Raw genomic sequence first — 12969 nt, 5'->3', positions numbered from 1 at the left:
CGCTGCCGGTCAATCCCAGTCCGGCGCGATCCCGTCGGGGTTGGCCAGGCGCTGGCCACGGTCCAGCGTCGCGATCTGCGCCATGTCCGCCTCGCCCAGGTGCAGGTCCGCCGCCAGCAGGTTGCTGGCCAGGTTCTCACGCCTGGTGGAGGAGGGGATCACCGCGTAGCCCTGCTGCAGTGCCCAGGCCAGCGCGACCTGGGCCGGGGTGGCCTGGTGGCGGTCGGCGATGGCCTGGATCACCGGGTCCTTCAGCACCTCGCCGTAGGCCAGGCTCATGTAGGCGGTGACATGGATCCCCTGATCCTTCAGGAACGCGATCAACGCGCGGTTCTGCAGGTAGGGATGCACTTCGATCTGGTTGGTGGCGATGGCGTCGGCACCGAGAATCCCGATCGCCTGGCGGGTCTGCGCGATGGTGAAGTTGGAGATGCCGATCTGCCGGGTCAGGCCCAGCGCCTTCGCCTCGGCCAGCGCGCCCAGGTACTCGGCCATCGGCACGGCGTCCTTGGGCGAGGGCCAATGGATCAGCGTCAGCTCGACGTGGTCGGTGCGCAGCTTGCGCAGGCTTTCGCGCAGGCTTTCCAGCAAGGTGTCGTGGGCGACGTTGGCGATCCAGATCTTGGTGGTGAGGAACAGCTCGTCGCGGGCCAGGCCGGCGTCGGCGATGGCCTGGCCCACCTCGGCTTCGTTGTCGTAGATCTGCGCGGTATCGATGGCGCGGTAGCCCACGTCGAGCGCGTTGCGGACCGAGTCGATGACGGTCTGGCCCTTCAGGCGGAACGTGCCGAGGCCGAATGCGGGAATGCTCATGGAAACTCCTTCGTGCGGATGCGATGCAGGCTACGCCGTGCACCGTTGAATGATGCGCAGCAGACGGCAGGTCCGCTGCGCGAGCGATCAATGTGCGGTGACGGCGATGCCGTCGGCACGGTCGGCGACACCGTCGCGGCGGTCCAGCCGGCCGCTCAGCGCGGTCAGCCCGAAGGCACCCATCACCACCAACGCACCCAGCCACGGGGTGTGCATGAGGCCGATGTGATCGACCACCAGGCCGCCCAGCGAGGCACCGAGCGCGATACCGACGTTGAAGGCGGCGATGTTCAGGCCCGAGGCGACGTCAGCCGCCTGGGGGGCGAAGCGCTGCGCCTGCTTGACCACGTACACCTGCAGCCCCGGCACGTTGCCGAAAGCCACCGCACCCAGCGCCAGCACGGTCAGCAGCACCAGCCAGGTGTTGTAGGCGGTGAAGGTCAGCATGAACAGCACGGCGGCCAGCAGAGCGAAGATCAGCTTCAGCGCCGGAATCGGCCCGCGGCGGTCGGCCAGGCGGCCGCCCCACAGGTTGCCGATCGCCACCGACACGCCGTACACCAGCAGCACGCCGCTGACCGCATTGGCCGAGAAGCCGGTGACGTCCTGCAGGATCGAGGCCAGGTACGTGAACGACAGGAAGGTGCCGCCGTAGCCCAGCGCGGTGATCGCATACACCAGCAGCAGGCGCGGCTGGGCCAGCACCGACAGCTGCTGGCCGAACGTGGCCGGTGCGCTGCGCTGCAGGTTGCGCGGCACGAACAGCAGGCTGCCGATCAGGGCGATCACGCCCAGCGCCGCCACGGCCAGGAAGGTGGCGCGCCAACCCAGATGCTGGCCGATGAAGGTGCCCAGCGGCACGCCGGTGACCAGGGCGACGGTGAGGCCGGTGAACATGATCGCGATCGCACTGGCGGCCTTTTCCTTGGGCACCACCGACGTGGCGATGATCGAGCCGATCGAGAAGAACACGCCGTGGGCCAGGCCGGTGAGCACGCGCGCCACGATCAGCGACCCATAGCCGGGCGCCATCCAGGCGATCACATTGCCCAGGGTGAACAGCACCATCAGCGCCACCAGCAGGGTTTTGCGCGGCACCCGGCCGGTGAGTGCGGTCAGCACCGGGGCGCCAATCGCCACGCCCAGGGCGTACAGGGAGACCAGCAGGCCGGCCGAGGGCAGGGAGACGCCGAGGTCGGCGGCGATGGTCGGGATCAGCCCGACGATGACGAATTCGGTGGTGCCGATGGCATACGCGCCAAGCGTAAGCGCCAGCAGGGCGAGGGGGATGCCACGGGACATGGTCGATTACCGGTGGGAAGAGAGGCTGCGCAGTCTGCGCGCCGCACTCGTGCCGAAAAAGCGGTCTTCACGCCAATGACTATTGCCTCATGGTCAATAATGGGCCTCGTCCGTTGAGTGCCCGTCCGATGAAAACCACCCTCGACGAAATGCAGGCCTTCATCGCGGTGATCGACAGCGGTTCGATCACCGCCGCGGCCGAACAGCTGGCGCAGACGCCCTCCGGGGTCAGCCGCGCGCTGGGACGGTTGGAAGAGAAGCTCGGTACCACCCTGCTGACCCGGACCACCCGCCGCCTGCAGCTCACCGAGGAAGGCGAGGCGTTCCTGGCCCAGGCCCGCGCCATCGTCGCCTCGGTGGAGGCGGCCGAAGAGCAGATCGCCGCGCGCCGCGAGCGGCCGGCCGGGCGGTTGCGGGTGGATGCGGCGATGCCCTTCGTGCTGCACGTGATCGCCCCGCTGGTTGCCAGCTATCGCGCGCGCTACCCGGAGGTGGCACTGGAACTCAACAGCAGCGAACGCTACATCGACCTGCTGGAACGCCGCACCGATGTCGCCCTACGGATCGGACCGCTGGCCGATTCCACGCTGCATGCGCGTCCGCTGGCGCACAGCCGGTTGCGGGTGCTGGCCAGCCCGGCGTACCTGCAGCAGCACGGCACACCGGCCCGCGTGGCCGACCTGCAGGCGCACACGCTGCTGGGCTTCAACGAACCGGATTCGCTCAACCATTGGCCGTTGCCGGGCGATACCGACGCGCTGCTGCATGTAAGGCCGGCAGTGGCGGTATCCAGTGGCGAAACCCTGCGCCGGCTGGCGCTGGAAGGCGTGGGCATCGTCTGCCTGTCCGACTTCATGACCCATCGCGACCGTGCGGACGGGACGCTGGTGCAGGTGCTGCCCACGCTCACGGTGGAGGTGCGCCAGCCCATCCACGCGGTGTACTACCGCAACACCGCCGTGTCGGCGCGGATCAGCTCCTTCCTCGACCACCTCGCCGCCGCGATGGTCGGCCCCCCCTACGTGTAGTGCCGGCCGCGGGCCGGCACGCGCCACCCGTTACGCCGCCTGCGGCACGCCCGGGCCGGCCGCCCGTCGGGTGTCCAGCACGAACACGTCCACCGCCGCGTTCAGCACGATTGCTTGCTCTTCCATGCTGCGTGCGGCCGCCGACGCTTCCTCCACCAGGGCTGCGTTCTGCTGCGTCGCTTCGTCCATGTGCACCACGGTCTGGTTGACCTGCTCGATGCCGGCCGACTGCTCCTGCGAGGCCGCGGAAATCTCGGCCATGATGTCGGTCACCCGTTGCACGCCGCCCACGATCTCCTGCATGGTCTGGCCCGCCTGGCGCACCAGGGCGGCTCCGGTCGCCACGTCCCCGACGGAGGCATCGATCAGACCCTTGATCTCCTTGGCGGCGGCGGCCGACCGTTGCGCCAGCGTGCGCACTTCGCTGGCCACCACCGCAAAGCCGCGGCCCTGGTCGCCGGCGCGCGCGGCTTCGACGGCGGCATTGAGCGCCAGGATGTTGGTCTGGAAGGCGATCCCGTCAATGACGCTGATGATGTCGGCGATGCGGCGCGACGAGGCTTCGATGGCCCCCATCGTGAGTACCACCTGCCCGACCACCTCACCGCCCTGCGTGGCCACTGCGTGTGCACCGATGGCGAGCTGGTTGGCCTGGCGGGCGTGCTCGGCGTTCTGGCGCACGGTCGAGGTCAGCTCTTCCATCGACGCGGCGGTTTCCTCCAGGTTCGCGGCCTGCTGTTCGGTGCGCTGCGACAGATCGCTGTTGCCGGCGGCGATCTCACTGGCTGCGGTCTGGATCGCCTGTGCGGCCTGCTTGATGTCGCCGACGATGCCGGTGAGCTGGCCACTGGTGCGCGCCACGTCGTCGCGCATGCGTGCGAACACCCCGTGGAAGTCGCCCTGCATGCGGGCGCCAAGATCGCCGCGCGCGATCGCCTGCAGCACCGCCGACACCTGGCCCAGATCCTGTTCGGTGGTCTGCATCAGCTGGTTGAGGCCGGCCACCATCTCGCGGAAATCGTGCGCATAGCGCGCTTCATCACCGCGTTGGCTGAAGTCGCCCGCCGCCGCCGCGCGGGCCAGGCGCTTGATCTCGGCGTTGATCGCGCCGAGATTGGCCTTGGCCGTGTCCAGCGCCTGGGTGATCACCGCCTTTTCGCCGGGCAGCCGTTCCATGTCCAGCGCCAGGTCGCCCACGGCATAGCGCCCCATGATCTCGATCGCACGCAGCTTGACCCGGATATGCGCATCGACCAGCGCGTTGACGTCGCGCACCATCTGCCCATAGCCGCCGGGGAAGGCGGCATCGTCCATGCGATAGCTGATCTGGCCGGCGTCATGGCGCGCGGCCATCGTGGCCTGGGCGGCCAGCACGTCTTTCAGGGTGCGGGTGACCGCGCTCATGGCCTGGCCAAGACGGCCGATCTCATCGCCGCTGCGGACCTGCACGGTGTGCTCCAGATCGCCACGTGCCACCGCACGCGCGGCCGCTTCCACCGCCAGCACCGGTGCGATCACCGCACGACGCAGCCAGATCGCCAGTATCCCCATCAACACCAGTGCCGCCAGCGCGGTCAGCGCCGCGCATACCACGAGCGTGCGCCGGGCCTGTTCCGAGCGCGCCTGCACCGCGCGCTCGGCCACCACGGCGGTGCGCTCACCCAGCGCATCCAGGGTGGCCCCGGGCGCGCGGTCCTTGCCGCGCACCAGCGCATCGCCGTCCAGCGGGCTGTAGCCGCTGGCGGCAAACGCCTCCAGAGCGCCGTGGTAGGCCTGCTGCAGGGCGGTGTGCTGGGCCAGGAACGTGCCGGCCAGGCGTGCGGTGTCCGCATCGTCGGCGCCGGCCAGCGCCTGCGCCAGGGCCTGTGCCTTGCGGCCTTGGGCATCGAAGGCGGCCAGATGGCGTTCGCGCAGGGCCGCGTCGCTGCCGCGGATCAGCACGTTCTTCCATTCCTGCACCTGCAGGCGGAACTCGCGTTGCAGCGTGTCGGCGCGTGCATTGCGGGCGACCTCGGCGGGTACCTCGGTGGACAGGTTCAACCAGGCCGAGCCGAGTCCGGCCAGGGCGCACACCACAACGATGAACAGGCCAAGCGACAGTGCGCCCAGCAACTTGAACTGCAGGCTCAGGGCACGCGCGGGTGCGGCGGACAACATGGACATGGACGTCAGGAAGTAGGGAAGGGCGATGCGGTATCGGAGCGTGTCGGGACCTTCTGAAGTGGGAGGTCCGTCACGCTTACCGTTCCATTCAAGGATGTGAATTCTTTGTGACGTCTCTGTCGAAGTGATGAATGGAACAGCGCCACTGGACAGCCCGCAAATATGTAACTATCGTAGTTACATGAAATCCAGCAACCAGTTCTCCGACGCCCTGCACGTGATGGCCCACCTGGTCGGTCAGGACGGCCCACGTACCTCCGAACAACTCGCCACCTGCCTGCCGACCCACCCCGTGGTGATCCGGCGTCTGCTGGCGGCGCTGCAGAAGGGGGGGCTGGTCAGCAACGTGCGCGGTCACGGCGGCGGCAGCCAACTGGCGTGCGACCCGGCCAGCATCACCCTGCACGACGTCTATGTCGCCGTCGGCGCGCCCCCGCTGCTGCACACCGGTGCGCGTGAAGGCGGCCGCGGCTGCCCGGTCCAGCAGGTGGTGAACGCGGCGCTGGACGACAGTTACCGGCAAGCCCAGGCGCTGCTCGAAACGCGCCTGCGCGCCACCACCCTGGACACCCTCGGCGCGGCCTTCGCCCGCCACCTGGCCCACCATGCTGCTGGAGGTTCCCATGACGTTTGATGCCGTGATCATCGGTGGCAGTTTTGCCGGTCTGTCCGCCGCGCTGATGCTCGCGCGTGCCCGCCGCGAGGTGCTGGTGATCGACGGCGGCCTGCCGCGCAACCGCTTCGCCGCCCACTCGCACGGTGTGCTTGGCCTGGATGGCATCGCCGGCAGCGAGCTGCTGCGCCGGGCCAAGGTGCAACTGCTGGACTACCCGACCGTGCGCTGGCTCAGCGACACGGTGGACAGCGCCTCGCGCACCGCCGATGGCTTCGCCGTCCATACCACCGGTGGCGAGACCTGGGCTGCGCGCAAGCTGCTGCTGGCCACCGGTATCCGCGACGAACTGCCCGCACTGCCCGGGCTGGCCGAGCGCTGGGGCCACAGCGTTCTGCATTGCCCGTACTGCCACGGCTACGAGATCGGCGGCGGGGCGATCGGCCTGCTGGGCGGGCATCCGATGTCCAGCACGATGGCCGGGCTGCTCGCCGAGTGGGGCCAGGTGACCTTGTTCGCGCACGGCATGACGCTGGACGAGGACGACGCGGCCCGGTTGCAGCGACGTGGCGTTACTGTCGAGCATACGCAGGTCGTGGGGCTGGACGGCGAGGCCCCGCAGCTCAGCGCAGCCGTGCTCGCCGACGGCCGCCGCATCGATCTGCGCGCGCTGTTCGTGACCGCCCGTCAGCACATGGGCTCACCGCTGGTCGAGCAGCTCGGCTGCGCGCTGGATGAGAGCCCCGTCGGCGTGCTGGTACGGGTGGATGCGCAGAAGCAGACCACGGTGCCCGGCGTGTACGCGGCGGGTGATGCCACCGTGGTCGGCAACATCACCCTGGCCAATGCCGAAGGGGTGCGCGCGGGTATCAGCCTTCATCACGCACTGGTGGCCGAGGACAGCGCGGTCATCCCTTGATGCACACCACCTGGCGCAGGGTGTGCACCACCTCCACCAGGTCGCGCTGCGCTGCCATCACCGCCTCGATCGACTTGTAGGCGGCCGGCGATTCGTCGATGACCGCCGCGTCCTTGCGGCATTCCACATGGGCGGTCGCCTCGCGGTGCTGCGCCAGCGTGATCTGCTGCCGCGCGGCCGTCCGGCTCAGTACGCGTCCGGCACCGTGGCTGCAGCTGTGGAAGCTCTCCGCGTTGCCCTTGCCGCGCACGATGTAGCTGCAGTCGCCCATGCTGCCGGGAATGATTCCCAGCTCACCTGCACGTGCACTTACTGCGCCCTTGCGGGTGATCAGCAGGGGTTCGCCGCCGTGGGTCTCGCGCTGCACGTAGTTGTGGTGACAGTTCACCGCCAACGCCTCCAGCTGGAACGTCGGCAACCGGTGGCGCATCTCGGCCAGCACCCGCGCCATCATCGCCTCGCGGTTCTCGCGGGCGTAGTCCTGCGCCCACGATACCGCCTCGACGTAGTCGTCGAACAGCGCTTCGCCCTCCATGAAGAACGCCAGGTCCCGGTCCGGCAGGTGGAAGCCAAGCACCCGCCGGGCCAGCTGCTCACGCGCCTGTTCGATGAAGTACGTGCCGATCAGGTTGCCGGTGCCACGTGAGCCACTATGCAGCATCACCCACACCGCGCCGGTTTCATCCAGGCAGATCTCGATGAAGTGGTTGCCGCCGCCCAGCGTGCCGATCTGGTTCTCCAGCTTGTCGGTGCGGATGCGCCGATGACGCTGCTTGATCGCGTCCAGCCGCGTCACCAGACCGGAGCGTTCGATCCGGGTGCGGATACTGTCGGGCAACCGGCGGTGTTCACCGCCACGGCCGTTGCCGACCGGCACGCTGCGCTCGATGCTGCTGCGCAGCTGGGCCAGGTTGTCGGGCAGGTCCTTGGCGCGCAGGGTGGTGCGCACCGCCGCCATGCCGCAGCCGATGTCCACGCCGACAGCAGCGGGGATGATCGCGCCGCGCGTCGGGATCACCGACCCCACCGTGGCGCCCTTGCCCACGTGCACGTCGGGCATCACCGCCACCCACGGGCCAACGAACGGTAGTGCGGCAATGTTGGCCAGTTGTTCGCGGGCCAATGCGTCCACCGGTACGCCGCGTACCCAGCCCTTGATCGGGGTGGTGCCGCCTTCGGCGTGCAGATACTCGAATGTGTGTTGCATGTTCATGGATCATTCCTTTGGCTTCATCGTCACCAGCTGCTTCAGCACGCCATCCAGGCCGCCGAACACGGTGAGCTTGTCGATCTTGGCGGTGACCTTTTCCAGCGCCTCCAGCTCCTTGAGCCGCATCAGTACCGGGCTGTCCTCGATCAGCCTGGCGGTGTTGAGCAGCGAACGGGTGGCGTTGGCCTCCTCGCGTCGGCGTACCACATTGGCCTGCGCTTCCTTCTCGGCCTGCACCACGGCATTGAAGATCTCGCGCATGTCGCCGGGCAGGATCACGTCCTTGACGCCGACGCCGAGCACGTCGGTGCCCAGGCCCGCCACCTGCGCACGCACGCGCACCAGGATGTCGGCGTCCAGTGCGGCCTTGTCGGCCAGCAGCTCGTCCAGCGAACGCGCCGATACAGCCTGGCGCAATGCGAACTGCAGTTCGCGATAGACCTGCTCGCCTACCTTGGCTACCCCGGTCCGTGCGGCCACCGGGTCGACCACACGCGTGCTGGCCGACAGGTTCACGCGCAGCGAGACCTTGTCGCGCGTCAGCAGCTCCTGGCCGCCCACCTCGACGGCCTGCAGGCGCAGATCCACTACATCCACCACCACGCTGCTCTGCAGGTTCCAGAACGACACGGGGCCGGGGCCCAGCGTACGCGCCAGCTGGCCATCGATGAACACCAGCGCGGCGTGCTGTTCCGGCACATGGGTAGTCACCGTGTAACGCGACAGCAGGCCGATCTGGCGCAGCCGCAGCACGATGTCCGCCGGCACCACCGGTACCGTCTCCAGCGCCACGGTCTCCACCCGTACCGGGACCAGCCCACGCCAGTAAAGCTGGCGTGTGTCCGGCGGCAACACGTCGCACAGGCGCTCCTGGGCGTACACCAGGCCGATTTCGCGCGGGCCGACGTCGGCCAGCACGAACGACTGCTGCAGATCCGCGTCGTGACGGGCCATCAGCAGGTCGGCATCGGTGCCGGCGTAGCGCGGTGTGCGGATGTCGTGCAGCACGACCTCACGCTCGCCGCGCGGATCGAACCAGCGGTGGGTACCGGGGCCGAGCACGGCCTCGAACTGACGGTTGCGATACACCAGGCCGCGCTCGCTTTCGCCGATCACGACCTTCCTGGTCCAGAACATGGGCATTCTCCTGTGGGCTCTGGTGGTGGCATCCGGTGCGGTGACCGCCCGCCACCCGGATACCGGCCACGACGCGCGGGGTGCCCCGTGGGGCGGAAGAAGGTGGGAGCCCCGCGACGCCGGCGACGCGGCGCCAGGGCGCTGTCGGCGTCGTGCCGCGACGCACGCCACCACGGTTGGCATGGCGGAGCGTCGGGTCGTTGCGCGTCCAGGGCGCTGGCCCGGCGGCGGAAGCGTTGCCCGGCCGCGGCACCGCGATGCAATGCGGTGCCGCGACAGGGCGGGGGATCCCGAGTGGGCCTGCGCCCGATTGCAAGGGTCTGGAGCGGGATTCGAACCCGCAACACGCAGGGCGAACCTGCGGCTCTACCGATGAGCCATCCAATGACATGCCGGAATCGAACCGACCTGCGCGGCCTTCGCCGCTGCCCGCACCAGCAGGCCGATGTCGCACCGGTGTCGATCATCCCGGCATACGCCACGACACGGTCGCGCGCACCAGGCAGGCGAAAGCCTGCACCGTTGAGATAATCGAACAAACCGATGCATCAATATCGGACAAGCCGATATCAATATGTCATGCACATAATCACCCGTCGCCCGTGCCCCACACCAGGGCACAGCGCTCTCGCGCCTCTCGGCAACACGTCCGTGTGGTCAGGCAGTCCTTGCCCGGGTGTGGACGATGGGGGAATACGGCATGGTGATCCTGTGTTGAAGCGATGCCAACGCAAACGAAAACGCCCCCGGATGCAGCATCCGAGGGCGTTGGCATGCCTCGGAGATCGGGGACCGATCTCCGTGCAGGAAGATCAGTCGATGGCCAGCGTCAGTGCCTTGCCCGCGGCATCGCACGGACGCAGCGCGTGGGTCGCGCTTGGCAGTCGGTCGGCGATGGCGGGGAAACAACGGTGCATGACGGGCTCGGTTGAAGGGATGGGATGCCGCACGCTGCGGCGATGGGCGCGAACATTACCCGGGTTTGAATCTGCGCGCAAGCGGTTATTGAACCTGTTTTATTAACCCGGAGATTCACGGGTACTGCGGGCGCGTGTCGGAAAAAGAAACAGCCGCCTCGCGGCGGCTGTCTGGTCACGGCACCACGGCGCGCTTCAGTCCTCGGCGCTGGCCGCGTCGAGCTGCGCGATATCCTGCGCGGATAGCGTCACCTGTGCGGCTGCCAGCACGTCCTTGAGTTGTTCGACGCTGGTGGCACTGACGATCGGCGCGGTGATGCCCGGCCGTGCGATCAGCCATGCAAGCGCCACCTGCGATGGGCTGGCACCGTGCGTGCCGGCGATGTCGTCCAGCGCGGTGAGAATGCGCAGGCCACGCGGATTGAGGTACCTGTCGACCACGCTGCGGCCGCGTGCGCTGCTCTTTGCCGCATCGTCGGCACGCCGGTACTTGCCGCTGAGAAAGCCACTGGCCAGCGAGTAATAGCTGATCACGCCGATCTGCTGCTCGCGGACCAGCGGTTCCAGCTCGGCTTCATAGCCGCCCCGGTCATACAGGTTGTACTCGGGCTGCAGCGTTTCATAGCGCGGCAGCGCGTAGTCGGCCGACACGGCCAGCGCATCGCGCAGCCGCGACGCGCTGTAGTTGGAGGCGCCGATGGCGCGCACCTTGCCCTGGTCGATCAGCCGGCCGAACGCGGCCAGGGTGGTCTCCAGCGGCGTGGATTGGTCGTCTTCGTGTGCCTGGTAGAGATCGATCACATCGGTCTGCAGCCGACGGAGCGAATCCTCCACCGCCGCGGCGATGTTGTCCGCGGACAGGCCCGGCCGCTCGGCCCACTTGGCCACCTTGGTGGCCAGCACCACCTGATCGCGCTTGCCGCTGCGCTTGAACCAACGGCCGAGGATGGATTCCGATTCGCCGCCGGCATTGCCCGGCACCCACGCCGAGTAAGCGTCGGCGGTATCAACCAGATTGAAGCCGGCATCGACGAAAGCGTCCAGCAGATCGAATGAGGTCTTCTCGTCGGCGCTCCAGCCGAACACGTTGCCGCCGAAGGCGATGGGGTGGACGGAGAGGCCGGAGCGGCCGAGGTCCCGCAGTGCAGTCATGGGCGATGTCATCCTTCTGAAAGCCAGAGCGACAGGATAAGTCGATGCCGATGACCGCGTTGCGGCAGCAGGCACAAAACAGTGTTCCGTCGTGCTGCATCGCACTAACGTTTTGTGAACACCTGGGGCGCCGTGGCTGCTAGTCTCGCCGCAACCCGCCGCCAGGAAACCGCCGATGAAAACCCGTTCGCTGACCACTGCCTGCCTGTTCACCCTGTCCGCGCTGCTGCTGTCCGCACCGGCGCTGGCAACCAAGCCAGCCGGCCCCAATGCGCAGATCGCGATCACCCCCGCCGTGCAGACCGCCGTGCAGGGAAGCTGGCGCGACCCGGCCAACGTCAAGCGCGATCCGTGGCGCCATCCGGCGCAGACGCTGTCGTTCTTCGGCGTGGCACCGGGCAAGACCGTCATCGAGATCACCCCGGGGGGCGGCTGGTACTCGGAGATCCTGGCCCCGCTGCTGCGCGACAACGGCACTTACGTGGCGGCGGTGGTCGATCCGATGGCGGTCGCCGAAGGCCGTGGCCGCGATTACCAGCAGCGCAGCCGTGATGGCCTGGAAAAGAAGTTTGCCGCCAACGCCGCGCTGTACGGCAAGACCCGCGTGGTGGCCTACGATCCGACCGCGCCGCAGTTCGGCGCGCCCGATTCGGCCGATGTGGTGCTCACCTTCCGCAATGTGCACAACTGGCGCAGTGCGAACCAGGCCGAAGGCATGTTCAAGGGCTTCTACAGCGTGCTCAAGCCCGGTGGCGTGCTGGGCGTGGTTGAACACCGCGCCACGGCCGATGTGCCGGCCGATGACAAGAGCGGCTACGTCGGGCAGAAGCAGGTGATCGCGATGGCCGAGGCCGCCGGCTTCACGCTGGCCGGCAGCAGCGAGATCAATGCCAACCCGCGCGACACCAAGGACCATCCCAACGGGGTGTGGACGCTGCCCCCGTCCAACAACCATGAGGCCGCCGACGATGCGAAGTATCAGGCCATCGGCGAGAGCGACCGCATGACCCTTCGCTTCGTCAAACCCGCCAGGTAACGGGCCGGGGCGGCCGCGCGTCGCACGGCCCCGGGGGATGGGACAATGTTCCGTCCCCCGTTGTCGTCTCCGCCATGCTGATCGCCTTCAACAAACCGTTCAACGTCCTGTGCCAGTTCACCGACCGCAGCCAGCCGCCGCGCGCGACGCTGGCCGGATTCGGGCTGCCGCCGGACGTGTATGCCGCCGGTCGCCTGGACTACGACAGCGAAGGCCTCCTGCTGCTCACCGACGATGGCGGTCTGGCGCATGCCCTCACCGATCCGCGCCACAAGGCGGACAAAACCTACTGGGTGCAGGTCGAAGGCACCGCCACCGATGCGCAGCTGCAGGCGCTGCGCGCGGGCGTGCAGCTCAACGACGGGCCCACCTTGCCGGCCGGCGTGGAACGCCTGGAACCACCGCCGTCGCTGTGGCCCCGCACACCGCCGGTACGGTTCCGCAAAACGGTGCCCGATGCGTGGCTGGCGATCACCCTGCGCGAAGGGCGGAACCGCCAGGTGCGGCGGATGACTGCTGCGGTGGGTCTGCCCACGCTGCGGCTGGTACGGGTGGCGATGGGCGCACACGCGCTGGACGGCCTGCAACCCGGGCAGTGGCGGCGGATCGATTGACATCCGCTGGGCGAGGATCCAGAAAAAAACCGCCGGCAATGCCGGCGGTTTCCATGTCACGCAGA

11 protein-coding genes and 1 tRNA gene are annotated in these 12969 nt (G+C 68.3%); 5 read left to right on the top strand and 7 right to left on the bottom strand.

The window, feature by feature from the left end:
• Window positions 1-9: 9 nt before the first annotated feature.
• Both dkgB and GDJ08_RS14045 read right to left on the bottom strand, forming a co-directional pair.
• Window positions 10-813: a 2,5-didehydrogluconate reductase DkgB gene (dkgB, locus tag GDJ08_RS14050; RefSeq protein WP_136006068.1), complete on the bottom strand. Its 804-nt coding sequence runs from the start codon at window positions 811-813 to the stop codon at window positions 10-12.
• Between the two features lie 87 nt (window positions 814-900).
• Window positions 901-2115, bottom strand: a complete 1215-nt coding sequence (locus tag GDJ08_RS14045) for an MFS transporter (RefSeq protein ID WP_017354764.1) — start codon at window positions 2113-2115, stop codon at window positions 901-903.
• A 128-nt stretch (window positions 2116-2243) separates the two neighbouring features.
• On the opposite strand from GDJ08_RS14045, the gene GDJ08_RS14040 reads away from it, so the two are divergent.
• On the top strand, window positions 2244-3143 hold the full coding sequence (locus tag GDJ08_RS14040; RefSeq protein WP_017354763.1) for a LysR substrate-binding domain-containing protein: 900 nt from the start codon (window positions 2244-2246) through the stop codon (window positions 3141-3143).
• Between the two features lie 30 nt (window positions 3144-3173).
• On the opposite strand, the gene GDJ08_RS14035 is transcribed toward GDJ08_RS14040, so the two are convergent.
• The gene (locus GDJ08_RS14035; RefSeq protein ID WP_153165101.1) at window positions 3174-5306 is read right to left on the bottom strand and encodes a methyl-accepting chemotaxis protein; all 2133 of its coding nucleotides are present in this window, start codon (window positions 5304-5306) and stop codon (window positions 3174-3176) included.
• Window positions 5307-5487: 181 nt separating this feature from the next.
• Between GDJ08_RS14035 and GDJ08_RS14030 the strand changes: the two genes are divergently transcribed.
• Entirely contained in the window at window positions 5488-5940 is a 453-nt protein-coding gene (locus GDJ08_RS14030; protein ID WP_153165100.1) for an Rrf2 family transcriptional regulator, read from the top strand.
• Window positions 5930-6838 (top strand): NAD(P)/FAD-dependent oxidoreductase, encoded by a 909-nt coding sequence (locus tag GDJ08_RS14025; RefSeq protein ID WP_017354760.1) that lies wholly within the window; start codon window positions 5930-5932, stop codon window positions 6836-6838. The genes GDJ08_RS14030 and GDJ08_RS14025 overlap by 11 nt, the downstream gene beginning before the upstream one ends.
• Here GDJ08_RS14025 and GDJ08_RS14020 read toward each other — a convergent pair.
• The 4 genes from GDJ08_RS14020 to GDJ08_RS14005 all read right to left on the bottom strand — a co-directional run bounded on the left by GDJ08_RS14020 (window position 6828) and on the right by GDJ08_RS14005 (window position 11254).
• Window positions 6828-8051, bottom strand: coding sequence for an RtcB family protein (locus GDJ08_RS14020; RefSeq protein ID WP_017354759.1), 1224 nt, complete (start codon window positions 8049-8051; stop codon window positions 6828-6830). The genes GDJ08_RS14025 and GDJ08_RS14020 overlap by 11 nt on opposite strands.
• A 3-nt stretch (window positions 8052-8054) precedes the next feature.
• Window positions 8055-9185 (bottom strand): slipin family protein, encoded by a 1131-nt coding sequence (locus GDJ08_RS14015; protein WP_153165099.1) that lies wholly within the window; start codon window positions 9183-9185, stop codon window positions 8055-8057.
• Between the two features lie 317 nt (window positions 9186-9502).
• A tRNA-Arg gene (locus GDJ08_RS14010) sits at window positions 9503-9574 on the bottom strand.
• A 723-nt stretch (window positions 9575-10297) separates the two neighbouring features.
• Entirely contained in the window at window positions 10298-11254 is a 957-nt protein-coding gene (locus tag GDJ08_RS14005) for an aldo/keto reductase (RefSeq protein WP_136006060.1), read from the bottom strand.
• Between the two features lie 175 nt (window positions 11255-11429).
• Here GDJ08_RS14005 and GDJ08_RS14000 point away from each other — a divergent pair, with 175 nt between their 5' ends.
• Window positions 11430-12290, top strand: a complete 861-nt coding sequence (locus GDJ08_RS14000; protein WP_017354755.1) for a class I SAM-dependent methyltransferase — start codon at window positions 11430-11432, stop codon at window positions 12288-12290.
• A 74-nt stretch (window positions 12291-12364) separates the two neighbouring features.
• Window positions 12365-12904 (top strand): pseudouridine synthase, encoded by a 540-nt coding sequence (locus GDJ08_RS13995; protein ID WP_153165098.1) that lies wholly within the window; start codon window positions 12365-12367, stop codon window positions 12902-12904.
• The last annotated feature ends 65 nt before the right edge of the window (window positions 12905-12969 follow it).

It is taken from the genome of Stenotrophomonas nematodicola (assembly GCF_009467805.1).
Classification (GTDB): Bacteria; Pseudomonadota; Gammaproteobacteria; order Xanthomonadales; family Xanthomonadaceae; genus Stenotrophomonas; species Stenotrophomonas nematodicola.
This window is presented reverse-complemented; position numbering and strand designations above follow the sequence as displayed.

Bases quoted from the DNA above. Each gene is read 5' to 3' on its own strand.
- GDJ08_RS14030 (WP_153165100.1), top strand. From the start codon at position 5,488: ATGAAATCCAGCAACCAGTTCTCCGACGCCCTGCACGTGATGGCCCAC.
- GDJ08_RS14005 (WP_136006060.1), bottom strand. From the start codon at position 11,254: ATGACTGCACTGCGGGACCTCGGCCGCTCCGGCCTCTCCGTCCACCCC.
- GDJ08_RS14025 (WP_017354760.1), top strand. From the start codon at position 5,930: ATGACGTTTGATGCCGTGATCATCGGTGGCAGTTTTGCCGGTCTGTCC.
- GDJ08_RS14040 (WP_017354763.1), top strand. From the start codon at position 2,244: ATGAAAACCACCCTCGACGAAATGCAGGCCTTCATCGCGGTGATCGAC.
- GDJ08_RS14000 (WP_017354755.1), top strand. From the start codon at position 11,430: ATGAAAACCCGTTCGCTGACCACTGCCTGCCTGTTCACCCTGTCCGCG.
- GDJ08_RS14020 (WP_017354759.1), bottom strand. From the start codon at position 8,051: ATGAACATGCAACACACATTCGAGTATCTGCACGCCGAAGGCGGCACC.
- GDJ08_RS14045 (WP_017354764.1), bottom strand. From the start codon at position 2,115: ATGTCCCGTGGCATCCCCCTCGCCCTGCTGGCGCTTACGCTTGGCGCG.
- dkgB (WP_136006068.1), bottom strand. From the start codon at position 813: ATGAGCATTCCCGCATTCGGCCTCGGCACGTTCCGCCTGAAGGGCCAG.
- GDJ08_RS13995 (WP_153165098.1), top strand. From the start codon at position 12,365: ATGCTGATCGCCTTCAACAAACCGTTCAACGTCCTGTGCCAGTTCACC.
- GDJ08_RS14035 (WP_153165101.1), bottom strand. From the start codon at position 5,306: ATGTCCATGTTGTCCGCCGCACCCGCGCGTGCCCTGAGCCTGCAGTTC.
- GDJ08_RS14015 (WP_153165099.1), bottom strand. From the start codon at position 9,185: ATGTTCTGGACCAGGAAGGTCGTGATCGGCGAAAGCGAGCGCGGCCTG.